Annotated in this window: 22 protein-coding genes; 9 read left to right on the forward strand and 13 right to left on the reverse strand. The window is 70.9% G+C overall.

From position 1 onward, the window contains the following. Window positions 1-12: 12 nt before the first annotated feature. Window positions 13-1,377, reverse strand: coding sequence for an FAD-binding protein (locus ACSMXR_RS23325; protein WP_473169832.1), 1,365 nt, complete (start codon window positions 1,375-1,377; stop codon window positions 13-15). A 172-nt stretch (window positions 1,378-1,549) separates the two neighbouring features. Between ACSMXR_RS23325 and ACSMXR_RS23330 the strand changes: the two genes are divergently transcribed. Continuing rightward, window positions 1,550-2,494 carry a YihY/virulence factor BrkB family protein gene (locus ACSMXR_RS23330; RefSeq protein WP_473169833.1) on the forward strand — a complete coding sequence of 315 codons (945 nt, stop codon included), beginning with the start codon at window positions 1,550-1,552 and terminating at the stop codon, window positions 2,492-2,494. On the opposite strand, the gene ACSMXR_RS23335 is transcribed toward ACSMXR_RS23330, so the two are convergent. Beyond that, complete coding sequence (locus tag ACSMXR_RS23335) at window positions 2,491-3,891, reverse strand: D-alanyl-D-alanine carboxypeptidase family protein (protein ID WP_473169834.1); 1,401 nt, start codon at window positions 3,889-3,891, stop codon at window positions 2,491-2,493. The genes ACSMXR_RS23330 and ACSMXR_RS23335 overlap by 4 nt on opposite strands. Window positions 3,892-4,024: 133 nt before the next feature. Between ACSMXR_RS23335 and ACSMXR_RS23340 the strand changes: the two genes are divergently transcribed. The 3 genes from ACSMXR_RS23340 (at window position 4,025) to ACSMXR_RS23350 (ending at window position 7,610) form a co-directional block, all read left to right on the forward strand. After that, a complete protein-coding gene (locus ACSMXR_RS23340) occupies window positions 4,025-4,270 on the forward strand; it encodes an SCO4848 family membrane protein (RefSeq protein ID WP_030084543.1) in 246 nt (81 codons plus the stop codon). 33 nt (window positions 4,271-4,303) lie between these two features. Continuing rightward, entirely contained in the window at window positions 4,304-5,755 is a 1,452-nt protein-coding gene (locus tag ACSMXR_RS23345; protein ID WP_473172434.1) for a metallophosphoesterase, read from the forward strand. A gap of 301 nt (window positions 5,756-6,056) precedes the next feature. Further along, on the forward strand, window positions 6,057-7,610 hold the full coding sequence (locus tag ACSMXR_RS23350) for an ABC transporter substrate-binding protein (RefSeq protein WP_137232379.1): 1,554 nt from the start codon (window positions 6,057-6,059) through the stop codon (window positions 7,608-7,610). A gap of 26 nt (window positions 7,611-7,636) precedes the next feature. Here ACSMXR_RS23350 and ACSMXR_RS23355 read toward each other — a convergent pair whose 3' ends face one another. From ACSMXR_RS23355 to ACSMXR_RS23400, 10 genes are all read right to left on the reverse strand, one after another. Further along, on the reverse strand, window positions 7,637-8,383 hold the full coding sequence (locus tag ACSMXR_RS23355; RefSeq protein ID WP_218525012.1) for a TetR/AcrR family transcriptional regulator: 747 nt from the start codon (window positions 8,381-8,383) through the stop codon (window positions 7,637-7,639). Further along, window positions 8,377-8,886: a thiol-disulfide oxidoreductase DCC family protein gene (locus tag ACSMXR_RS23360; protein WP_473169835.1), complete on the reverse strand. Its 510-nt coding sequence runs from the start codon at window positions 8,884-8,886 to the stop codon at window positions 8,377-8,379. The genes ACSMXR_RS23355 and ACSMXR_RS23360 overlap by 7 nt, the downstream gene beginning before the upstream one ends. A gap of 5 nt (window positions 8,887-8,891) precedes the next feature. After that, window positions 8,892-9,326 carry a hypothetical protein gene (locus ACSMXR_RS23365; protein ID WP_137232377.1) on the reverse strand — a complete coding sequence of 145 codons (435 nt, stop codon included), beginning with the start codon at window positions 9,324-9,326 and terminating at the stop codon, window positions 8,892-8,894. Window positions 9,327-9,451: 125 nt separating this feature from the next. Continuing rightward, complete coding sequence (locus ACSMXR_RS23370; RefSeq protein ID WP_473169836.1) at window positions 9,452-10,300, reverse strand: hypothetical protein; 849 nt, start codon at window positions 10,298-10,300, stop codon at window positions 9,452-9,454. 14 nt (window positions 10,301-10,314) lie between these two features. Beyond that, a complete protein-coding gene (locus ACSMXR_RS23375) occupies window positions 10,315-10,914 on the reverse strand; it encodes a hypothetical protein (protein ID WP_030084557.1) in 600 nt (199 codons plus the stop codon). Between the two features lie 142 nt (window positions 10,915-11,056). Further along, window positions 11,057-11,824, reverse strand: a complete 768-nt coding sequence (locus ACSMXR_RS23380; RefSeq protein WP_030084559.1) for a succinate dehydrogenase iron-sulfur subunit — start codon at window positions 11,822-11,824, stop codon at window positions 11,057-11,059. After that, window positions 11,824-13,578: a succinate dehydrogenase flavoprotein subunit gene (sdhA, locus tag ACSMXR_RS23385; protein WP_137232375.1), complete on the reverse strand. Its 1,755-nt coding sequence runs from the start codon at window positions 13,576-13,578 to the stop codon at window positions 11,824-11,826. The genes ACSMXR_RS23380 and sdhA overlap by 1 nt, the downstream gene beginning before the upstream one ends. 29 nt (window positions 13,579-13,607) lie before the next feature. After that, entirely contained in the window at window positions 13,608-14,090 is a 483-nt protein-coding gene (locus tag ACSMXR_RS23390) for a succinate dehydrogenase hydrophobic membrane anchor subunit (RefSeq protein WP_030084561.1), read from the reverse strand. A gap of 5 nt (window positions 14,091-14,095) precedes the next feature. Beyond that, window positions 14,096-14,476, reverse strand: a complete 381-nt coding sequence (sdhC, locus tag ACSMXR_RS23395) for a succinate dehydrogenase, cytochrome b556 subunit (RefSeq protein ID WP_073740310.1) — start codon at window positions 14,474-14,476, stop codon at window positions 14,096-14,098. A gap of 211 nt (window positions 14,477-14,687) precedes the next feature. Beyond that, window positions 14,688-15,236, reverse strand: coding sequence for a 2-oxo-4-hydroxy-4-carboxy-5-ureidoimidazoline decarboxylase (locus ACSMXR_RS23400; RefSeq protein ID WP_473172435.1), 549 nt, complete (start codon window positions 15,234-15,236; stop codon window positions 14,688-14,690). Window positions 15,237-15,653: 417 nt separating this feature from the next. On the opposite strand from ACSMXR_RS23400, the gene ACSMXR_RS23405 reads away from it, so the two are divergent. From ACSMXR_RS23405 to ACSMXR_RS23425, 5 genes are all read left to right on the forward strand, one after another. Next, on the forward strand, window positions 15,654-17,264 hold the full coding sequence (locus tag ACSMXR_RS23405) for a family 20 glycosylhydrolase (RefSeq protein WP_381790225.1): 1,611 nt from the start codon (window positions 15,654-15,656) through the stop codon (window positions 17,262-17,264). Window positions 17,265-17,423: 159 nt separating this feature from the next. Next, window positions 17,424-18,245, forward strand: a complete 822-nt coding sequence (locus tag ACSMXR_RS23410) for a DUF4328 domain-containing protein (protein ID WP_473169837.1) — start codon at window positions 17,424-17,426, stop codon at window positions 18,243-18,245. A 118-nt stretch (window positions 18,246-18,363) separates the two neighbouring features. Then, complete coding sequence (locus ACSMXR_RS23415) at window positions 18,364-18,942, forward strand: hypothetical protein (RefSeq protein ID WP_473169838.1); 579 nt, start codon at window positions 18,364-18,366, stop codon at window positions 18,940-18,942. Between the two features lie 133 nt (window positions 18,943-19,075). Next, complete coding sequence (locus tag ACSMXR_RS23420) at window positions 19,076-19,486, forward strand: hypothetical protein (RefSeq protein WP_473169839.1); 411 nt, start codon at window positions 19,076-19,078, stop codon at window positions 19,484-19,486. Beyond that, window positions 19,486-19,794 carry a transcriptional regulator gene (locus ACSMXR_RS23425; RefSeq protein WP_240805919.1) on the forward strand — a complete coding sequence of 103 codons (309 nt, stop codon included), beginning with the start codon at window positions 19,486-19,488 and terminating at the stop codon, window positions 19,792-19,794. The genes ACSMXR_RS23420 and ACSMXR_RS23425 overlap by 1 nt, the downstream gene beginning before the upstream one ends. 168 nt (window positions 19,795-19,962) lie before the next feature. Here ACSMXR_RS23425 and ACSMXR_RS23430 read toward each other — a convergent pair whose 3' ends face one another. Next, entirely contained in the window at window positions 19,963-20,475 is a 513-nt protein-coding gene (locus ACSMXR_RS23430; RefSeq protein WP_473169840.1) for a hypothetical protein, read from the reverse strand. Window positions 20,476-20,655: the final 180 nt, after the last annotated feature.

Consider the following 20,655-nt stretch of genomic DNA (forward strand, 5'->3'; position numbering starts at 1 on the left):
TCTGGGGGCCGATCACAGGCCGAGCCGGCGCGACAGGTCCGAGCGGAACGCTCCCGCCGGGTCCAGCCGCGCCCGCAGCTCCCGGAACTCCGCGAGCCGCGGATACATCGCGGCCGCCGTCTCCGGCCGCATCCGGGAATCCTTCGCCAGGCAGACCCGGCCCCCGGCGGCGGCCACCTCCTCGTCGACGCCGTCCAGGAAGCGGGCGAGACCGGGCAGGGCCGCGGGCAGATCCAGCGCCAGGGTCCAGCCCGGCGCGGCGAACGACAGCAGGCCCGGGTCCGCCGCCCCGAACCGCTGGAGCACGGCCCGCACGGCGGGGCTCCGGCGCGCCGCGATCCGGCGCACCACCCGGTGCAGGGTCTCCTCCTGGCCGTACCCGACGGCGAACCGGTAGCGCACCAGACCGCCCCGGCCGTACAGCGGGCGCGGGTCCGGAAGGGCGTCCGACGCGTGGAAGAAGAGGGGCAGCGGGCGCAGCTCACCGCTCCGCGCGCGGGGTGCGCCGCGGTAGCGGACCTCGTTGTACAGGGCGGCCGCCGCCGGGCCGAGCAGCCCGCCCGGCAGCGGCGGCAGGCCGGGGAGCGCGCCCCGGCCCCGGGGCCCGCCGGAGCGCTGTCCCAGCAGAGTGCGCCCCGCGTGCGCCGGGCGCACATCCGGGGGCGCATGCTCCCCTCGGGTGAGGATTCCGCGTCCGGTGGCCCGGCCCCGGGCCATCAGGTCGATCCAGGCGGAGCCGTACGGCAGCCGGTCGCCGCCCGCGGTGAAGCGGTCCAGCAGCTCGTCCAGGTCCCCGGCGCGCTCGGTGGAGACGGACATCAGGGCCGTGCCGACGCGCCGCAGCCGGAGCGTGGCGCCCAGGATCACCCCGGTCAGCCCCAGACCTCCGGCGGTGGCGTCGAAGAGGGCGGTGCCCGGCAGCACCGTACGCACCTCGCCGTCCGCGGTGAGCAGCTCCAGGGCGCTCACATGCCGGGCGAACGAACCGGACCGGCGGTGGTCGAGGCCGGTCAGATCGGAGCCGATCGCCCCGCCGACGGTCACCCTGCCGGTCCCCGGCACGACCGGAGGCAGCCAGCCGAGCGGCAGCAGCACCCGCAGCAGCCGCTCCAGGCTCACCCCCGCGTCGCAGCGCACCGCGCCGGTGGCGGCGTCGACCGCGCCGATCCGGGCCAGGCCCGTCGTGTCGAGCACCGAACCGCCCGCGTTCTGCGCCGCGTCCCCGGGCGACCGCCCCAGCCCGCGCGCGACGACCCCCCGGGGCCCGCGCCCCCGGACGACGGCGGCCGCCTCCTCGTGCGTACGGGGGCGGAACCGCACGGCGGTCGTCGGGGCGGTGCGGCCCCAGCCGGTCAAGGACACCGTGTCGACGGACATGAGGGTGACCGTATCGTCCGGGAAATCCCCTTCGCGGCATTGGTGAATTCGCTCACCGGAACGGGTGATGGAGTGAGTGTCAGCGAAGCGTGACGGAGATCCGCCGGACGGGTCCGGGAGAGTCCGGGGCGGGCCGCTGGTGTTCCGGGCCCAGGAGGGTACGCGTTACGTCATGGACTGGCTCAAGAAACTCCCGGTGATCGGGCCCCTGGTCGCCCGGCTGATGGAGACGCACGCGTGGCGTTCCTACGAGCGGCTGGACCGGGTCCACTGGGCCAGGCTCGCGGCGGCGATCACCTTCATCAGCTTTCTGGCCCTCTTCCCGCTGATCGCGGTGGGCGCGGCCGTCGCCGCCGCCCTGCTGAGCGACAAACAGCTGGACACCATCAAGGACAAGCTCGCCGACCAGGTGCCCGGCATCTCCGACCAGCTGGGCATCGACGGTCTGGTCGCCAACGCGGGCACGGTCGGTCTGGTGGCCGGTGCGCTGCTGCTGTTCACCGGTGTCGGCTGGGTCGGCTCGATGCGCGAGTGCCTGCGCGCGGTCTGGGAACTGGACGACGTCCAGAAGGCCAACCCCGTCGTCGCCAAGGTGAAGGACGCCGTGCTGCTGGTCGGCCTCGGCGGTGCGGTGCTCGCCACCGTGGCGGTCTCCACCATCGGCTCGATGGCGGTCGGCCGGACCGCCGACCTGATCGGCATCCCCGACGGCGGGGCGGGCGGCGTCCTGCTGCGGGTGGCCGCGCTGGCGGTCGCGGTCGTCGCCGACTTCCTGCTGCTGCTCTATCTGCTGACGCTGCTGCCCGGGGTGGAGCCGCCCCGGCGGCGGCTGATGGTCGCGGCGCTGCTCGGAGCGGTCGGCTTCGAACTGCTCAAGCTGTTGCTCGGCAGCTATATGCGGGAGGTCGCGGGCAAGAGCATGTACGGCGCGTTCGGCGTGCCGATCGCGCTCCTCCTGTGGATCAACTTCACCGCGAAACTGCTGCTGTTCTGCGCCGCCTGGACGGCGACCGGCAGCAAGGGCGAGGAGGACGCGGAGGACCGGGAGGACGATGAGGGCGCCGACACGGGGGATGCCGCCGGGGCCGAGGCGCCCGGCGGCTCCACCCGCGCCTAGGACTTGTCGGTCGAGGAGGCAGAGGAGGCCGAGGAGGCGGATGAGGCCGAGTCGGTCGAGGCGGCCGGCTCGGCCGGCTCGGCGGTCGCGTCCGACTCCGTGGTCCCGGCCGTCCCGGTCGGGTCGTCGCTCGCGGCCGGGGCGCGGCGGGTCAGACCCGGCAGCGGCCAGCGGCGGTTGACCAGGAACACCCCGCCGGCCAGGAGCACCAGCAGCCCGCCGACGATCGCCAGGGCGATCCCGACCCCGCTGGAACCGTTCGCCGCCGACGCGTGCGCGGCCTCCGCCTGGCCACCCGAACCCTGGTCCGCGCCGGCGGCGGGCGCCGCGCCCTTGCCGCCGGTCGCCGCGCCGGTGCCGGTGCCGGTGTCCACGGACTTCGGCGGCACCAGCTCGCCGATCGGGGTCACCTTGCCGCTCGCGGCGAAGCCCCAGTCGAGCAGCTGGGCGGCCTCCTTGTAGACGGCGTGGCTCTCGTCCGCCGACGGGTGCATCACCGTGACCAGCAGGACCTTGCCGTTGCGCTCGGCGACGCCGGTGAAGGTATTGCCCGCCTGGGTGGTGTAGCCGTTCTTGACGCCCGCGATGCCCTGGTACGGATCCACGCCGATGTCCCCGGTGATCAGCCGGTTGGTGTTCTGGATCTCGAAGGACTCGCGCTTCTTCCCCTTCTTCTTCTCACCGGGGAAGTCGGCCGACGCGGTCGCCGCGTACTCGCGGAAGTCCTTCTTCTGCATCCCGCTGCGGGCGATGAGGGTCAGGTCGTAGGCGCTGGAGACCTGGCGCGGCGCGTCGTACCCGTCCGGCGAGATCACCACCGTGTCCAGGGCCTGGAGCTCCTCGGCGTGCTTCTGCATCGCGGTCACCGTCTCCGGAACGCCGCCGTACATCTCCGAGAGGACGTGCACCGCGTCGTTGCCCGACCGCAGGAACACCCCGAGCCACAGGTCGTGGACCGTGTAGGTGTGGTCCTCCTTGATCCCGACGAGGCTGCTCCCCTCGCCGACCCCGGCCAGCTCGCTCTCCGTCACCTTGTGGGTGGTGGTGGGCTGGAGCGCGGGCAGGACCGTGTCCGCGAAGAGCATCTTCAGGGTGGAGGCGGGCGGCAGCCGCCAGTGCGAATTGTGCGCCGCCAGGACGTCCCCGTTCTCCGCGTCCGCGACGATCCACGACCGGCCGGTCAGCTCCTTGGGCAGCACCGGCACCCCCGGACCCAGATTGACCTGGGTGCCGGACATGCTGAGCCGCTCCCCGCCGAGGCTGGACATGATGCCCGGCGGCTTGGGCTGTTTGTCGTCGCTCTTGTCCTTGTCGGCCGCCGCGGCGGGACTGAGGACGAAACCGGACAACAAGGCGGCGGAGGTGACCGTCAAGGCGATCTTTTTCAGAGCAGGCACGGTCGGAAACGTACAGGGCGAAGATGTGGATGCGGAGCCGGACCGCCTGACCCGCCGCAGGGAACGCCGGGACAGCCCCGTTCGGACGCCACCCCGGGGGAGAGGGCCGGGCGGCGGCGGCGATACTGGACCCATGAAGCTCAGCCGCCGCGTGTCCTGGTTCCTGCTCGCGTTCGGGGTGTGGAGCTGGTTCATCTGGATCACTTTCGTCAAGAACCTGTGGCAGGACGGCAGCGGGCTCGCCTTCGACGACGCGGGCGAACCGACCGGGTACTTCTGGGTGCACCTGCTGCTCGCCATCACGTCCTTTCTTCTGGGGACGGCGGTCGGCGTGATCGGGTTGCGTGGAGTCCGGGCTTTGCGCGACAAGCGCGCATGACGACGGGAACATGGGGAAGCTCGGATGGCTGCAGTGGTCTTCGCCCTGGTGGGGCTCGTGGTGCTGGCGTTGCTCGGCGCCGTGCACCGGTATCTGTGGCGGCGCTTCGTCGGTGACACGACGGCGCCGGGCAGCCCGCTGCGGCGGGCGGGCACCGTCGCCGCCTTCGTCCTGCCGCTGCTGAGCGTCGGCGCCATGACGTCCGGCCGGGTGGGCGCGCCCTTCTGGCTCCAGCAGGTGCTGGCCTGGCCGGGCTTCCTGTGGCTGGCCTGCCTGCTGTATCTGACGCTGGCGCTGCTCGTGGGCGAGGTCGTACGTCCGGTTCTCCTGCGGGTCCTCGCCCGGCGCGACCGGAAGGCGGTCACGGCCGAAAGCGGAACGCCTTCCGGAGCACCTTCCGGAACGTCTCCCGGAACGTCTCCCGGAACGTCTTCCGGAGCGCTCGTCGAGCTCCCGGAAGAGACCCGCCCCCGTACCGAGGAGCTGGTTCCGTCCCGCTCCGGCGGTACCTCGGAAGCAGCGGTGCGTACGGCGACGGAACCCATGGCCGAACCGGAGACGGAACCCGCGACCGGGCCGAAACCGGAACTTGAAGCGGAACCGGCAGCGGGATCGGCTGCGCAGCCCGCGGCCGAGGTCCCGCCCGCCCCCGCCCCGAACCCCTCCCGCCGGCTCTTCGTCTCCCGGGTCGTCGGCGGTGCGGCGGCCGCCGCCGGACTCGCCACCGTCGGGTACGGCACGTACGGCGTACTGCGCGGGCCGAGCGTCCGGCGGATCACCGTCCCGCTGGCCAAACTGCCCCGCGCCGCCCACGGCTTCCGGATCGCCGTGGTCAGCGACATCCACATCGGCCCGATCCTCGGCCGCGCGCACACCCGCCGGATCGTCGACACGATCAACCGGACCTCGCCCGACCTGGTCGCCGTCGTCGGTGACCTCGTCGACGGGTCCGTCGCCGACCTCGGCTCCGCCGCCGAACCGCTGGCCGCCCTGCGCGCCCGGCACGGCAGCTTCTTCGTCACCGGCAACCACGAGTACTTCTCCGGCGCCGAGCAGTGGGTCGACCACGTCCGGGAGCTGGGCCTGCACCCGCTGGAGAACGCCCGCGTCGAGATCGAGGGCTTCGACCTCGCGGGCGTCAACGACGTGGCCGGCGAGACCGAGGGCCAGGGGCCCGACTTCGTGAAGGCGCTGGGCGACCGGGACCGGGGCCGCGCCTCCGTCCTCCTCGCGCACCAGCCCGTCGTCATCCACGACGCCGTCGAGCACGGCGTGGACCTCCAGCTCTCCGGCCACACCCACGGCGGTCAGCTCTGGCCCGGCAACCTCCTCGCCGAGCTGGCCAACCCCACCGTCGCCGGGCTCGAACGCTACGGCGACACCCAGCTCTTCGTCTCGCGTGGCGCGGGTGCCTGGGGCCCGCCGGTCCGGGTGGGCGCCCCGTCCGACATCACCGTCGTGGAGCTCGCCTCCCGTCAGGCGTAGCCCCGTCAGGTGTAGCCCCGTCGGGAGTGGTTCCGTTGCGGGTGCGACGACTGCGCGACCCCGTATGCGTCGTCATGAAATCCACACCGGAGGGTCACCGTCAGCTACGGAAACCCGCAGGTAGGAAGCAGGAAACAGCCTTTTCGGACAGGGGTTCCCGCACGTGTCCAATAAAAGGCTGTGAGTCCCCTATTTACTCTTCCGGATGTGAAAATCGTGTGATTGGGTAAGCGCGAACATGCGGCGATGTGCGCGTCACCACGCGACCGCCGAGGTGGGGCTGGTAAGGGAGAGCACGGCAATGCGGTCGGTCCGGGTACGGATTCTCGCGATTCTCGCGGTTGTGGTCATAGCGGGCGTCGGCGCCTGGCAACTTCTCCCGTCGGGGGAGGCGAAGACCGATGCGATCACCGTCGGGACATCGGACGTCGTCACCTCGCTCGACCCGGCCGGCGCGTACGACGCGGGTTCCTGGGCGATCTACAGCAACATCTACCAGTCGCTGATGACCTTCAAGCCAGGTGCCGTCACGCCGGAGCCGGACGCCGCCGAGAGCTGCGGGTTCGTCGGGCAGAAGCTCCAGACGTACCAGTGCAAGCTCCGTGACGACCTGACCTTCTCCAACGGCCGCAAGATCACCGCCGAGGACGTCAAGCACTCCTTCGACCGGATCTTCACGATCAAGTCGGACGTCGGCCCCGCGGGTCTCTTCCCCACGCTGAAGTCGGTGACGACCGAGGGCCGCACGATCACGTTCAACCTGTCCGGCAAGGACGCGACCTTCCCGCAGAAGATCGCCACCGGCGCCGCGGCGATCGTCGACCCGACCAAGTACCCCGAGGACAAGCTCCGCGCGGGCAACGAGGTCGACGGCTCCGGCCCGTACGTCCTGAAGTCGTACGAGTCGGGGAACCGCGCCGAGCTGGTGCCCAACCTGAAGTACAAGGGCGCGCTCAAGAAGACCGGCGAAGCGGTCACCATCCGCTACTTCAAGACCTCCGAGGACCTGCAGACGTCCTGGGACAGCGGCGACGTGGACATCGCCCACCGCCAGCTGCCGTCCGAGACGCTCGCCGGGCTGAACGCGAACGACCCGGACGTACGGGTGACCGAGGCGGCCAGCGCCGAGATCCGCAACATCATCTTCAACTCCCGCACCGACTCGCCGTTCGGCGACAAGAAGGTCCGCCAGGCCGTCGCCGCGCTCCTCGACCGGGGTCCCCTGGTCCGGAAGGTCTACCAGGGCACGGTCGACCCGCTGTACTCGCTGATCCCCACCGGCTACATCGGGCACAGCACCCCGTTCTTCGACGCGTACCCCTCCTCCGACCCCAAGCGCGCCGCGCAACTGCTGCAGCAGGCCGGGGTGGAGACGCCGGTCGCCATCAAGTTCGCGTACCGCGAGGGCGACATGTACACCAAGGAGACCGCCGAGCTGCGCCGTCAGATGGAGAAGGACGGGCTGTTCAAGGTCTCGGTCGAGGCCGTGGAGTGGACGAAGTACCAGAAGGAGTACGCCGCCGGTAAGTACGACATGTACACCGTCGGCTGGTTCCCCGACTTCCCGGACCCCGACACCTTCAGCCAGCCGCTCGTCGGCACCGGAAACGTCCTGCACAGCGGCTACTCCAGCAAGAAGATGGACCAGCTGATCGCCGCCACGCAGCAGTTCAGCGACCGCAGCCGCACCTCCGGCGACTTCAAGGACATGCAGGAGCTCGTCGGCGAGGACGTCCCGCTGCTGCCGCTGTGGCAGAAGAAGGACTACGTCGTCGCCAAGTCCGACGTCGCCGGCTCCCAGTACCTCTCCGACGGCACCGGCACCTGGCGCCTGTGGGAGCTCAGCTGGATCTGACGGATCCGACGGATCCGACCGGTTCGTCAGTCGGCCGGGCCCCGGGCAGTGTCCCGGGGCCCGGCCGTCGCCGTACCCGGCAGGAACTCCACCAGCAGCCCGTGGATCTGCCGCACCAGCGGTCGCAGCACCCGGAACCGGGAGAGCGCGATGGCCCGGGCGGCGATCGGCGCGGTGCGCTCGACCAGCCGGCGGCTGCGCTCGGTGCCCTCGGTCCGGTCGTACACCCAGAACAGCACCAGCCCCATCTGCATCAGCCACATCAACTGCGGCAGCAGCGGAGCCAGTTCCGGATCGCTCTTGACGTCCGCCCCGGCGATGCAGCGCTCATGGATGGAGATCGCCGCGTCACGGGCGGCCACCGAGTCCTCGGAGAACGGGGAGAGCGGACTGTCCGGATCGGCCGCGTTCTTGAAGAACTGCGCGGCGAAGCGGTGGTACGGCTCCGCCACGTCCAGCCAGCCGAGCAGCACCCCCCTGATCCGTACGGTCAGATCGCCGTCGCCCTCCAGCACGGGCCGGACCGCCGCGGCGTGTTCGGCGGCGATCCGGTCGTAGAAGCCCTGGACCAGGTGCTCCTTCGAGGAGAAGTAGTAGTAGGCGTTCCCGACCGAGACGCCCGCCTCCTGGGCGATGGCCCGCATGGTCGTCCGGTCGTAGCCGCGCTCCGCGAAGAGCCGGAGCGCCGTTTCGAGAATCAGCGTGCGGGTCTGCTCGCTCTTCGCGGCCTTGGCCGGCTTGTTCTCCTGCACGTTCTTCTCTTCCTTCACCACGGGCCCAAGGTTAACGGGGGCCCCACGGCTCCGGGCGGGGCGGCGCACTCGCGGGCCCCGGGGGCGCAGGGCGGCAGCGCCCTGGAGCGGTAGCGGGCGGCGGCCAGCACCGTGCCCCGGGCGAAGGGCCGGCCCGCCGGGGTGGTCAGCCAGTGGGCCCTGGAGCGGTACTTGGCGAGCGCCCACAGACAGACGATCCAGGCGGCGGCCTCTCGGTAGACCTGCCCCAGGTCGCCGACCACGGTGATCTCCGCCAGCGTCGCCGCGTGGTCCAGCTCCGGGAACCGCCGCCGCGCCTCGGCCGATCCGGCCGGTACGAGATCCAGCGGGACGAGCTGCCGCTGCCGCTGGAGCCAGTGCCGCAGATGGACGCAGAGCGGGCACTGCGCGTCGTAGAGCACGGTGAGCCGTCGTACGGGGGCGGGCCCCGGGTGTACGGGAGCGGGCTCGGGCTGTCCGGGAGCCGGCTCGGGCTGTACGGCGGCGGGCGGCGCCCCGGTCACCGGACTCACCGCCCGGGCGCGGGCGCGGCCCACGGGCCCTGGCCGGCCGGAGGCGTCCAGCCCTGCGGCGGCACGGGCGGCGTCTGCTCGCGCTCCAGGGCGCCGCGGCGGCGGATCCGGCTGAGCACCCACACATTGCCCAGGTGCATGACGCCGAGGACCAGCAGGACCACGCCCACCTTCACCGAGAGGGCCTCGAACAGCTCGCGGGCATCGGCCACCCCGTCGGCGTTCTTCAGATAGAGCGTGACGAACCCGAGGTTGACCAGGTAGAAGCCGACCACCAGCAGGTGGTTGACGGCGTCGGCGAGCTTCTCGTTCCCGTGCAGCACATCGGCGAGGAAGATCCGCCCGTTGCGGCTGAGCGTGCGGGCGACCCAGACGGTGAGCGCCACGGTGATCAGCAGGTAGATGACGTACGCGACAACAGTGAGGTCCATGCCCCACCCTCCCTTGAACGCGTTCAAAAATGCTCTTGGGCATGACTGTAGACCCCTTCTTGAACATGTTCAAGAAGGGGTCTACGGAGGTCTACAGGGGGCTACAGGGGGCTACAGGGGGTGGGTCAGAGAACCTTGGGTTCTTCCGGCTCCGGCCGTTCCGGCGGTTCGGACGGCTCGGGCCCTTCGGGCGGCTCCGTCAGCGCGTTCGCGATCTCCGCGCGCAACGCCTCGCCGTGCAGCGGCGTCAGCTCCGCGAGCGCCGTGTTCCACTCCTCGGCCGCGCCCTCCACCGCCTCACGGAAGCCCCGCGCCACCGGGCCCCGGGCGAAGAACAGCGCCACCGCGCCCACCGGCCGCAGCAGCCACCGCCCGCGCACGCCCAGCACCACACGGACTTGCCAGGAACCGTCCCCGGCCGGGCGCGGGGTGACCGTCAGACGGGCCTTGGCCAGCCGGTGCACCGCCTTCCCGACGACCGGGGCCCGGGCGGCCGGGGGAGCCGCGGCGGGCCGGTCCAGCGCCGCCCACCAGGCGTGCAGGTCGGCCTTGCCGCGCCCCGAGAAGCGGTACAGCGAACCGCCCTGCGGATTGTGCCCGTCGAGGGACAGCTCCAGCGTCCTGGGCGTCCGGGGCTCGCGCAGCCGTATCCGTACCCGCATGGACATGCCCTCCTCCGCCACGAGGCTCTCCACCTCGACGGCGCGGGAGGGCCGCCACTCACGCAGGACGGCGGTCTCCGGGGCGCCCGCCCCGTCCTTCTCCGGATCCGGTGTCTCCCCGTACTCCGCCCCCGGCTGCAGATGACGCCCCTTCAGCAGCCGGAGGCCGTGGACCGGGCGCCCGTCGGGCAGCAGAAGGGCGCCGCCCTGCTCGCGGGAGGCCTCGAAGAGGTCCACCACATGCCCGGCGGCCTCCTCGAACCAGCCGCGGTCCAGGGCGGCCACACAGACCGTGTGCTCGAAACGTGCCATGGGCGGCGCGCGACTCAGGCGCTCATGGAACGGGCCTGGTTGAGCTGGCCCATCACCGCGGGGAAGGTGTACGGGCCGACGGCCGGGATCATCGTGGAGTGGTGCCGGCCGCCGCTGGTGACCGTGACCTGGATGAAGCCGGTGGTCCGCTTCTCCTTCATCAGCAGGAACAGCAGCCCGATCAGGCAGAACAGCGCGAAGATGATCGCCAGCACGACCGCGTGCGTCGGGATCTTCTCCTCGGTGCGCGACATGTCCGTGGCCGTCCAGACCGCGCCCTTGAGCGGCATCGAGCCGGACGGGGTGACGATCGCGTCGCTCATCACGGTGATGTCGCCGATCGCCAGCACCGGCACGCCGCCCTGGCCGGGCACGCCCTGCGGCACCGGAAGGTACTGGCCGGGCATCGTCGGCTGCGCCGCGTTGGGGTACCCGTAACCGGGGCCGGGCTGGGCCGCGGACTCCGGCAGCTGCTGCGGATAGCCGTACGCGGGAGTGGCGCCCGGCGCCGGATAGCCGTACGCCTGACCGTCGGCGACGGTCGGCTGGTGGCCCGGCTGCTGGGGCGGGCCCCACTTGTACGCGTCGTCCGCGTACGGATTCGGCTCGCTCACGACGATCCCCGTTTCTCTTTCGGTCTTCAGCTCCGCTGAACCGTACCGCCCACGCGGCCCGGGCGCAGCAACAGGCCCCGCTCCCGGCGGCGGTGAGGCTGCGGGAACGGGGCCTGTCGACGTAACAGGTGCTACGCGGAGGTCAGAAGCGACGCGTGATGAGCGCGCGCTTCACCTCCTGGATCGCCTTGGTGACCTCGATGCCACGCGGGCAGGCGTCCGTGCAGTTGAACGTGGTGCGGCAACGCCACACGCCGTCACGGTCGTTGAGGATCTCCAGGCGCTGCTCGCCGGCCTCGTCGCGCGAGTCGAAGATGAAGCGGTGCGCGTTGACGATCGCCGCCGGGCCGAAGTACTGGCCGTCGTTCCAGAACACCGGGCACGAGGACGTGCACGCGGCGCACAGGATGCACTTGGTGGTGTCGTCGAACCGCTCGCGGTCCTCGGGGGACTGCAGACGCTCGCGGGTCGGCTCGTTCCCCTTGGTGATGAGGAAGGGCATGACGTCGTGGTACGCCTGGAAGAACGGGTCCATGTCGACCACGAGGTCCTTGAGGACCGTGAGGCCCTTGATGGCCTCCACCATGATCGGCTTGTCCGGATTGATGTCCTTGATCAGAGTCTTGCAGGCGAGCCTGTTCTTGCCGTTGATCCGCATCGCGTCGGAACCACAGATGCCGTGGGCGCAGGAACGGCGGAACGTCAGGGTTCCGTCGAGCTCCCACTTGATCTTGTGAAGGGCGTCGAGGACACGCTCCTTCGGGTCGATCTCGATCTGGAAGTCCTGCCACTGGACCTCGTCCGACACCTCGGGGTTGAAGCGGCGGATCCGGAACGTGGCCGTGATGAACGGCGAGTCGGCGAAGCCGGCCTCGGCGTTGTCGGTCTTGTCCAGGGTCGGGGTAGCCATCAGTACTTACGCTCCATCGGCTGGTAGCGGGTCGTCACGACCGGCTTGTAGTCGAGCCGGATCGACTCGGCGCCGTCGGCGGCCACCTCGCGGTACGCCATGGTGTGGCGCATGAAGTTGACGTCGTCGCGGTTGGGGTAGTCCTCGCGGTAGTGACCGCCGCGGGACTCCTTGCGGGCGAGCGCGGAGACCGCCATGACCTCGGCCAGGTCGAGCAGGTTGCCCAGCTCGATGGCCTCCAGCAGGTCGGTGTTGAACCGCTTGCCCTTGTCCTGGATGGACACGTTCAGGTAGCGCTCGCGCAGCTCGGCGATCTTGGCGACCGCCGTCTTGATGGTCTGCTCGGTGCGGAACACCATCACGTTGGCGTCCATGCACTCCTGCAGCTCCGTGCGCAGTTCGGCGACCCGCTCGGTGCCCGTCGAGTTGCGCAGCCGCTCGACCTGGTCCTGGACCAGCTGGGCCGGGTTCTCGGGAAGCTCGACGAAGTCGTTCTTCACGGAGTACTCGGCGGCGGCGATGCCCGAACGGCGTCCGAAGACGTTGATGTCGAGCAGCGAGTTGGTGCCGAGGCGGTTGGCGCCGTGCACCGAGACACAGGCGACCTCGCCGGCGGCGTACAGGCCCGGGACGACGGTGGTGTTGTCGGCCAGCACCTCGCCCTCGACGTTGGTCGGGATGCCGCCCATGGCGTAGTGCGCGGTCGGCTGGATCGGGATCGGGTCCGTGTAGGGCTCGATGCCGAGGTACGTCCGCGCGAACTCGGTGATGTCCGGGAGCTTGGCGTCCAGCTGCTCCGGCGGCAGGTGGGTGAGGTCCAGGTAGACGTGGTCACCGGCGGGACCGCAGCCGCGGCCCTCACGGATCTCCGTGTAGATGGAGCGGGACACGACGTCACGGGACGCGAGGTCCTTCATGACGGGCGCGTACTTCTCCATGAAGCGCTCGCCGTCCTTGTTGCGGAGGATGCCGCCCTCACCGCGGGCGCCCTCCGTCAGCAGGATGCCCATGCGCCAGATGCCCGTCGGGTGGAACTGGAAGAACTCCATGTCCTCCAGCGGCAGACCGCGCCGGTAGCAGGCGGCCTGGCCGTCACCGGTCAGGGTGTGCGCGTTGGACGTCACCTTGAAGAACTTGCCGGTGCCGCCCGAGGCGTAGATGACCGACTTCGCCTGGAAGACGTGGATCTCGCCGGTCGCCAGCTCGTACGCGACGACGCCGGAGGACTTCTTGACCCCGTCGACCTCGGTGATCAGCTGGTCCAGGACGTAGAACTCGTTGAAGAACTCCACACCCTCCTTGACGCAGTTCTGGTACAGCGTCTGGAGGATCATGTGGCCGGTGCGGTCGCCCGAGTAGCAGGCGCGACGGACCGGGGCCTCACCGTGGCTACGGGTGTGACCGCCGAAGCGGCGCTGGTCGATCTTGCCCTCGGGCGTGCGGCCGAACGGCAGGCCCATCTTCTCCAGGTCGAGGACGGCGTCGATGGCCTCCTTCGCGAGGATCTCGGCGGCGTCCTGGTCGACCAGGTAGTCGCCGCCCTTGATCGTGTCGAAGGTGTGCCACTCCCAGTTGTCCTCCTCCACGTTGGCCAGCGCGGCGGCCATGCCGCCCTGCGCGGCGCCCGTGTGGGAGCGGGTGGGGTAGAGCTTCGTCAGCACGGCGGTACGGCTGCGCTTGGTCGACTCGATGGCCGCGCGCATGCCGGCACCGCCGGCGCCGACGATGACGGTGTCGTACTTGTGGATCTGCATGGTTTCCTCTGGTCCCTCTGTCCCGGCGCCTAGCGAATGTTCGGGTCGAAGGTGAAGATCACCAGCGTGCCCAGCAGGACGGTGAACACCGTGGCGGTGTACAGGAGCATCTTCAGCCAGAAGCGGGTGTTGTCCCGTTCGGCGTAGTCGTTGATGACCGTACGCAGGCCGTTGGCGCCGTGGAGCATGGCGAGCCACAGCATCGTCAGGTCCCAGACCTGCCAGAACGGCGAGGCCCAGCGGCCCGCCACGAAGGCGAAGCCGATCTTGGAGACGCCGCCGTCGAGCACCAGCTGGATCAGCAGGTGACCGATGACGAGGACGGTCAGGACGATGCCCGACAGGCGCATGAAGAGCCAGGCGTACATCTCGAAGTTGGTGCGCGAACCCTTGGGCGTCTTGGCCGTGCGCTTGCGCGGCGCCTCGATCACCGGGGCCGGGTGGTCGACGTCGAACAGGCTCACGCCCTCGACGTCGCCGATCGCGGCTGCGGAAGAAGTCTCGCTGGACATGGGCCTCAGCTCCCGAAGACGTCGCGTACGGCGTGACCGAGGACGGGGTACAGGGCCCCGACCATCAGCACGATCCAGATGCCCACCACGGTCCAGAGCATCTGCTTCTGGAGTCGCGGGCCCTTGGCCCAGAAGTCCACGGCGATGATCCGGAGACCGTTCAGCGCGTGGAAGAGAATCGCGGCCACGAGGCCGTATTCGAGGAGCGCGACGATCGGCGTCTTGTACGTGGCCACGACATCGTCGTAGGCCTCGGGGGAGACGCGGACGAGAGCGGTGTCCAGGACATGTACGAACAGGAAGAAGAAAATGAGGACACCGGTGACTCGATGAGCCACCCAGGACCACATGCCTTCCCGGCCGCGGTACAGCGTTCCAGCCGGCACGGAAGAACCCTCCGGGAGCGGGGATTGGGGTCGGCCGGCTTGACTGTCGGTCTGACCCGGCCGGGTACGGTCCACCGGCCCCGGCCATCGTAGCGACGCATTGTCGGTTCGTTCGCGCCGGGGCCTCTGGTGTGATCAAAGTGGCAATCAAAGGGGCACGTACGGGCTAGAGAGTGTCTTGATCGCCCCGGTGGTACGAGACCCCCTGGCGCTACCGTCCGAGGTCCGCGGTCACCAGCTCGACGATCCGGCTCCGGGCGAGTCGGCGCAGCTCCTCGGCGGTCACCGCCCGCTCCTCGTCCGGGTCGTGCGCCAGCCGGACCCGGATCCCGGCCAGCACCTGGTCCACGTGCTGGGAGGGCTGGTAGGCGTCCAGGCAGATCACGAAGGCGTGGCCGAACCTGCTCTCGTACGCCGCGTGCGCGGCCCGCATTGCCAGATGGGCGGCGCGCGGGGCGTCGTGGTGCAGGCAGGGGGCCGGTTCCGCGGCCAGGGCCTCCGCGATGTCCCGGGGCGCGAGGTCGTAGCCCGCCTCGTCGGAGGCGGCCAGCAGGGAGCCGAGATCCGGGTAGGGGCGGTGGGCGGCCATCCGGTGGGCCCAGCGGAGACTTCCGCAGCACTCCAGGAAGGCCGCCTCGGCGGCGGCGAAGGGCAGGCTGTTGAAATGGGCCAGACCGACGGCATGATCAACCGACGACCCGCCGGTGCGCGGCGCCTCAGGGCCGTCGGCCGGAACCGGGTGGTGCGGCTGCACGGGCACGGCCGACCGGCCGGCCGGGGGCGTGGATCGCTTCGGCAGGCCGGCGGGGGACTCGCTGGACCTGGACAGCGTGGACTCCTCGTTCAATGACATCGGTGACCCTGTGACCCCGGGAAGAGGCCTCCGTTCCTGAAAGACAGGCCGGAGCGCGATGAGGTTGCGTGGGGTGGGGGTGAAGGGAGAGACGAATGTGTCGCAACGCTAGCGAGACCGGTCGGCGGCCGTCCGAAGGACCGGAGAAAAATCACCCGAACGGGAGAGTTTCGGAACGTGTGATGGACGCCTGACCCGTGTGGGCCGGGGTCCTGTCCGATCCCCCCGAGCCCTCGATGGGCGAGGCCACGGCAAAAATGCCAACCTTGCACCCTCTTCACCCGTTTCACTCGTCCCTGCCCCCTCAACGGAGGAATCTGCCCGATGTCGCCCTCGCGTGGTGCCCTTGTCACCGGCGCGGCTGTCACGGCCGCAGCCGCCGTCGTCCTCACCGTCGTCGTCTGGCCGGAGGGGTCCGGCAGCGGACCGTCCGGCGACACCGCGTCGCCCTCCGGCACCTCCGCGGAGGCCGCCGCCCCGTCGCCCTCCCGCAGCTACCCGATGTCCAGCACGCCGAGTGTGATCCCCGCGGTCCGCGAGCACACGGCGGCGCGCGGACCGGGCTGGCGGCCGGGCAAGGACAGCACGGTCGTCATCGCCAAGGGCAGCCAGGTGCTCGCCGACGAGGCGGAGCTGCTCGCCAAGGAGCTGAAGATCCGCTACCGGGGCGCCGAACCGGCGCGGACCGGGGACGTCGAGCTGGCGCTCGGCGCCAAGGACGCGGGCCCCGCCGAGTCGTACACGCTCACCGTGCGCGACGCGAAGGTGAAGATCACCGCACCCGACGAATCGGGCGTCTTCTACGGCACCCGTACGCTCAAACAGTCGCTCAAGGCGGACGGCACGTTCCCCGAGGGCGTCGTCAACGACCGGCCGGACCGGCCGCAGCGCGGGCTCAACCTCGACATCGCGCGCAAGCACTACAGCGCGGAGTGGATAGAGGACCGCATACGCGAGATGGGCGACCTCAAGCTCAACCAGCTCGGCCTGCACTTCTCCGACGACCAGGCCTTCCGGATCGAGTCGAAGTCCCACCCCGAGGTGGTCTCCGACGAGGCCCTCACCCAGGACGAGGTCCGCCGTATCGTCGGCCTCGCCAACAGCCGGCACATCGAGGTCGTCCCCGAGATCGACTCGCCCGGACACCTCGGCGCGGTGCTGGCCGCCCACCCCGACCTCCAGCTGCGCAACACCGCGGGCGTCGAGTCGAAGGGGTCCATCGACATCTCCAAGCCGGCCGCGGCCAAGCTCATCGACGAACTCCTGGAGGAGTACACCGAGCTGTTCCCGGGCCGCTTCTGGCACCTCGGCGCGGACGAGTACCAGGCGCTGACCGTCCGGAACCCGGCCGCCTCCTACCCCCAGCTCCAGCGGGCCGCCGAGGAGCGGCTCGGCGCGGGCGCCACCATCGAGGACCTGGCCACCAGCTGGCTGAACGACCGCGCGGACGTCGTCGTCCCCAAGGGCCGGACCGCGAAGGCCTGGAACGACGGGCTGTTCCGGGGCACGAAGGTCAAGGCCGACGAGAACATCGAGATCGAGTACTGGACCGGCAAGGAGATCGGCGCCCGCCCGCCGCAGGAGTACCTCGCCGAGGGCTACAAGATGCTGAACCTCAACGACGAGTTCCTCTACTACGTGCTCGGCGAGCCCAACGAGTTCGTCTACCCGACCGGCGAGCGGATCTACGAGCAGTGGACCCCGCTGGTCCTGCGCGGCACGGAGCCCGTCGCCGACCGCTACTCGAAGCAGATCCTCGGCGGCCGGTTCGCGGTCTGGGGAGACCTGCCGAACGCGCAGACCACCCAGCAGGTGGCGAACGGCATCAGGATGCCGTTGGTGGCGACCTCGCAGAAGCTGTGGGACCCGCGCGAGCCCGCGCTGAGCTGGGCCCGGTTCCAGGAACTGGCGAAGCGGACCGGCAGCGCCGGGTGACCGTGAGCCGCCGCTGAAAGGGCTGTCCCTACCCTCGCCCACCTGCGAAGATGCGAGGCGGACAGCCCGGCAGCCGCCGGCCTGCGCACCGCCGGCCGCGCGCTCCTGGGGAGGGACGCGCGGCCGTGCACCGACACCGCGTCCTGGGGGGACTTCGTCATGCTCTGCACCCGTTGCCGTATCAGAACGGCCGTGACCGACGACGGCCTGTGCACCTTCTGCTCGGGCACCCGGCCCCCGCTGCCCGACGGCCTGCGGCCCCCGGCCGCCGGACCCGGGGGCTGGGGCGTCGGCACCTGGCCGCGTTCGCCGGTCGGCCTGTCCCGGGCGGTGACGGCGCTGCTCGGCGTGGTCATCGCCGCCGACCTGTTCGCCGTCGGCACCGGCCTGCGCGTGCGCGCCCTCTGGGACCGGCTGGCGACGGAGGGCGCTCTGGACGTCTACGGCAGCGACGGCGAGACGGCCGAGCGGCTGTACGGCATCGCGGCCCTCGCCCAGGGCGCGGCGCTCGTGGCCACCGCCGTCGTCTTCATCGTCTGGTTCCACCGGACCCGCCGGAACGCCGAGGTCTTCGACGCCGGGGTGCAGCGGATGGGTCCGGGCTGGGCGGTGGGCGGCTGGTTCGTCCCGGTCGCCAACTTCTGGTTCCCGTACCGCGTGGCGAGCGGCATCTGGGAGGCCAGCGCGCAGACCCGCTCGGACGGCGGCTGGCGCACGGTCCCCCGTACCCCGCTCAACCTCTGGTGGGCCGCGTGGGTCGCGACGCTCCTGGCCTCCCGCGTCACCGGGCGCCTGTGGGAGCGGGCCGGGGAGCCGGCGGAGATCGTGCGGGCGGCGGGTCTGGTGGCGGCCTCCGACGCGCTGGACGTCGTCGCCGCGGTGCTCGCGATCCTCTTCGTCCGCACGGTGACCCGGATGCAGGTCGAACGTGCCGCGCACGGCGTGCTGCCCGCCACGGTGGTCCCGGGCGCCCACCGGTGACGGCCGCTGCCCGGTAGACGGCTGCTCCGTGCCGACGATGGCTCCGAAGTGGCGATGGCTCCGAAGTGACGATTTTCAGCCATTCGGCGCAGTATCCGATAGACCGAGGGAGACGTCGATGAGTCTGTTGGAACTGATCGAACGAGCCGACGAGCGCGCACTGGCCGCCAGTGCCGTGGCCTGCCTGGACCGCTGCCTGCCGCTGCTCGCGGGACCGGACGCGGAGCCGCTGCGCCCGCTCTGGGCGAGCTGTGGGGACGGACAGGATTGGGCCATCCGGCTCGCCGCGGTACGGACGGAGATGGAGCACGCGCCGGTCCCCGACGGCCCGGCCGCGCTCGTACGGTCGATGGTCGGCGCCGCCCCCTCCGACTTCGCCCCCGTACCGCTGCGGGAGTGGGCCGACGCCTGCTCGCTGGTCGCGCTGAGGGTCCACGGCCGGTTCGACGCCCCGGACAAAGACGTACCGCCGGACGGGGACCACCTGCTCAAGACGGCCCGCAGCGGCGAACCGGCCGCCGTGGGCCCGCTGGTCGCGGGGGAGCTGGAACGGCAGGTCCGCATCCTGGAGATCCTCGCGGAGACCACCGGTACGACAGGCAGCGGCGCCGGCCTCCGCAAGGCGCTGGACCTGTCCACGGAGGGCCGCCGGGTGCTGCGCGCGGTGATGTCGCGGAGGGCCCGCGGGCGGGGGTGAGCCCAGGGGCTCGGGGGTGAGCCCAGGGTCGGGCCCCTGGGTCGGGCCCCCTCCCGCCCCTTACTTGCTGTTTTGCCAAGTGAGTGCGAGTATCGCAACTGAAAGATCCGCACGACCCGGGGGGATTTCCGTGATGGACCCACAGACCGCAGCCGACCAGCTCGCCGCCGCCGAGGGCGCACCCGCCCTCAACCGGCCTGCCACGACAGGCGAACGCGTGGGGGGAGTGGTGTCGGCGGCCGCCCTGTTCGGCGCCCTGTGGGCGGCCGCCGAACAGCGGGTGCCGCTCGCGCTCGGCATCCCGGTGTGTCTGGCGGCGCTGGCCGTGGTGGTCGGCTGGAACTACTACCACCGCGAGCGCGCGCTGCGCCGTCCGCACACCCGGCTGGAGAGCGGCGCCGGGATCGCGGCCGGCTTCCTGCTGGGCCTTCCGGCGGGCAACGTTCTGTGGGACACCCCGGACTCCACCATCGGCATCGTGGTCCCGGCCGCGGCTTCCGCGCTGGTCCTGCTGGGCTACCTGGTGTCGCGGTGGAGGGCCTGATGGGCGAGGACGGGCACCACCGGCAGGCTCTGACCACCCTGATGCATTCGCCGGTCCGCCTGGCCGTGCTGGGCACCCTGCGGCGCGTGCACAACGCGTCCTTCGCCGATCTGTGCGAAGCCCTCGACCTGGATTCGCCGGAGCTCTCACGGCAGCTGCGGGTCCTGGAGGAGGCGGGCGTGGTGGAGCTGGCCAAGCTGCGCGGCGAGGGACGCCGTGTCCGTACCTTCGTACGCCTGTCCGACGAAGGGCGGGAGCGCTTCGAGGAGTACCTCACGCACCTGCGGGCCCTGGTCGGCGAAGGCTGACGGCCTCCGGAGGCTGAAGGCCCCAGTGCCGCAGAAAGGGCGTCGCAGAAAGGCGCCGGAGAATAGGTGACCGCAGAAAAGGTGACCGGAGGAAAAAGGGGGCGCGACCCGGCGGTCGCACCCCCTTCGCCGCCGCCGTCGGATCAGGCGACTAGCTCACCGTGCGGCTCAGGCCCACGGGGTGGCGCACCACACGGCGTACGTCCCCAGTGAGGCGGCCAGCCCCGCGACGCCGCCCTTGACGCCCACCTTGATACCGCGCTTGGCGGCCTCCTTGATGATCAGCTTGGCCGCGTCCGTGAAGTGCTTCTTCTTCAGCTTGGCGGTGATGGCCGCTGTGGCGCTGCCCAGGCCGCCGAGACCGACGCCCTTGAGCAGGCACGAGGTGTAGCTGCCGTAGGCGCCGACGGGAATGTCGCCGCTGAGCTTCGCCTGGATCGCGTCGGCGAACTCGACGCCGAACTCGGCGCGGGTCTTTTCGTAGTCGAACACGCCCCGGGAATCCAGGACGTCGCCGTTGTCGAGGGCCTGCAGATAGCGGGCCAGCTCGTCGACCTGCTCGGCGGTGGGCTCGCTGCCGACACCGGTGTTCTGGGCCGCGGCGCCGTTGTCCCGGGCCCCGGACGCCTCGGCCGCGTGCGCGGTGCCGATACCGGTGAAGGTGACAGCACCGGCCACCACGGTGGAAATCACAGTCGTGCGAAAGCGCATTGCGCTGCGGTTCACGTACAGTCCTTAGTGCGTTGTATGCGCACGAGGTGAGGCCCGGTGATGCTGTCGTGGCCTGCGAAACCTGATGGCATCGCCGGCCTCCCCCCGTGCATCGTCATATTTCCGAAATGGCCTGGACCAGTCCGGTTG

It is taken from the genome of Streptomyces sp. DSM 106670, from assembly GCF_055792845.1.

Excerpts from the sequence above, each read along its gene's own strand:
- ACSMXR_RS23325 (WP_473169832.1), bottom strand. The coding sequence starts at position 1,377 with ATGTCCGTCGACACGGTGTCCTTGACCGGCTGGGGCCGCACCGCCCCG.
- ACSMXR_RS23365 (WP_137232377.1), bottom strand. The coding sequence starts at position 9,326 with ATGGACCTCACTGTTGTCGCGTACGTCATCTACCTGCTGATCACCGTG.
- ACSMXR_RS23425 (WP_240805919.1), top strand. The coding sequence starts at position 19,486 with ATGGGCGAGGACGGGCACCACCGGCAGGCTCTGACCACCCTGATGCAT.
- ACSMXR_RS23405 (WP_381790225.1), top strand. The coding sequence starts at position 15,654 with ATGTCGCCCTCGCGTGGTGCCCTTGTCACCGGCGCGGCTGTCACGGCC.
- ACSMXR_RS23350 (WP_137232379.1), top strand. The coding sequence starts at position 6,057 with ATGCGGTCGGTCCGGGTACGGATTCTCGCGATTCTCGCGGTTGTGGTC.
- sdhA (WP_137232375.1), bottom strand. The coding sequence starts at position 13,578 with ATGCAGATCCACAAGTACGACACCGTCATCGTCGGCGCCGGCGGTGCC.
- ACSMXR_RS23340 (WP_030084543.1), top strand. The coding sequence starts at position 4,025 with ATGAAGCTCAGCCGCCGCGTGTCCTGGTTCCTGCTCGCGTTCGGGGTG.
- ACSMXR_RS23380 (WP_030084559.1), bottom strand. The coding sequence starts at position 11,824 with ATGGCTACCCCGACCCTGGACAAGACCGACAACGCCGAGGCCGGCTTC.
- ACSMXR_RS23420 (WP_473169839.1), top strand. The coding sequence starts at position 19,076 with ATGGACCCACAGACCGCAGCCGACCAGCTCGCCGCCGCCGAGGGCGCA.
- ACSMXR_RS23330 (WP_473169833.1), top strand. The coding sequence starts at position 1,550 with ATGGACTGGCTCAAGAAACTCCCGGTGATCGGGCCCCTGGTCGCCCGG.
- ACSMXR_RS23370 (WP_473169836.1), bottom strand. The coding sequence starts at position 10,300 with ATGGCACGTTTCGAGCACACGGTCTGTGTGGCCGCCCTGGACCGCGGC.
- ACSMXR_RS23390 (WP_030084561.1), bottom strand. The coding sequence starts at position 14,090 with ATGTCCAGCGAGACTTCTTCCGCAGCCGCGATCGGCGACGTCGAGGGC.
- ACSMXR_RS23410 (WP_473169837.1), top strand. The coding sequence starts at position 17,424 with ATGCTCTGCACCCGTTGCCGTATCAGAACGGCCGTGACCGACGACGGC.
- ACSMXR_RS23415 (WP_473169838.1), top strand. The coding sequence starts at position 18,364 with ATGAGTCTGTTGGAACTGATCGAACGAGCCGACGAGCGCGCACTGGCC.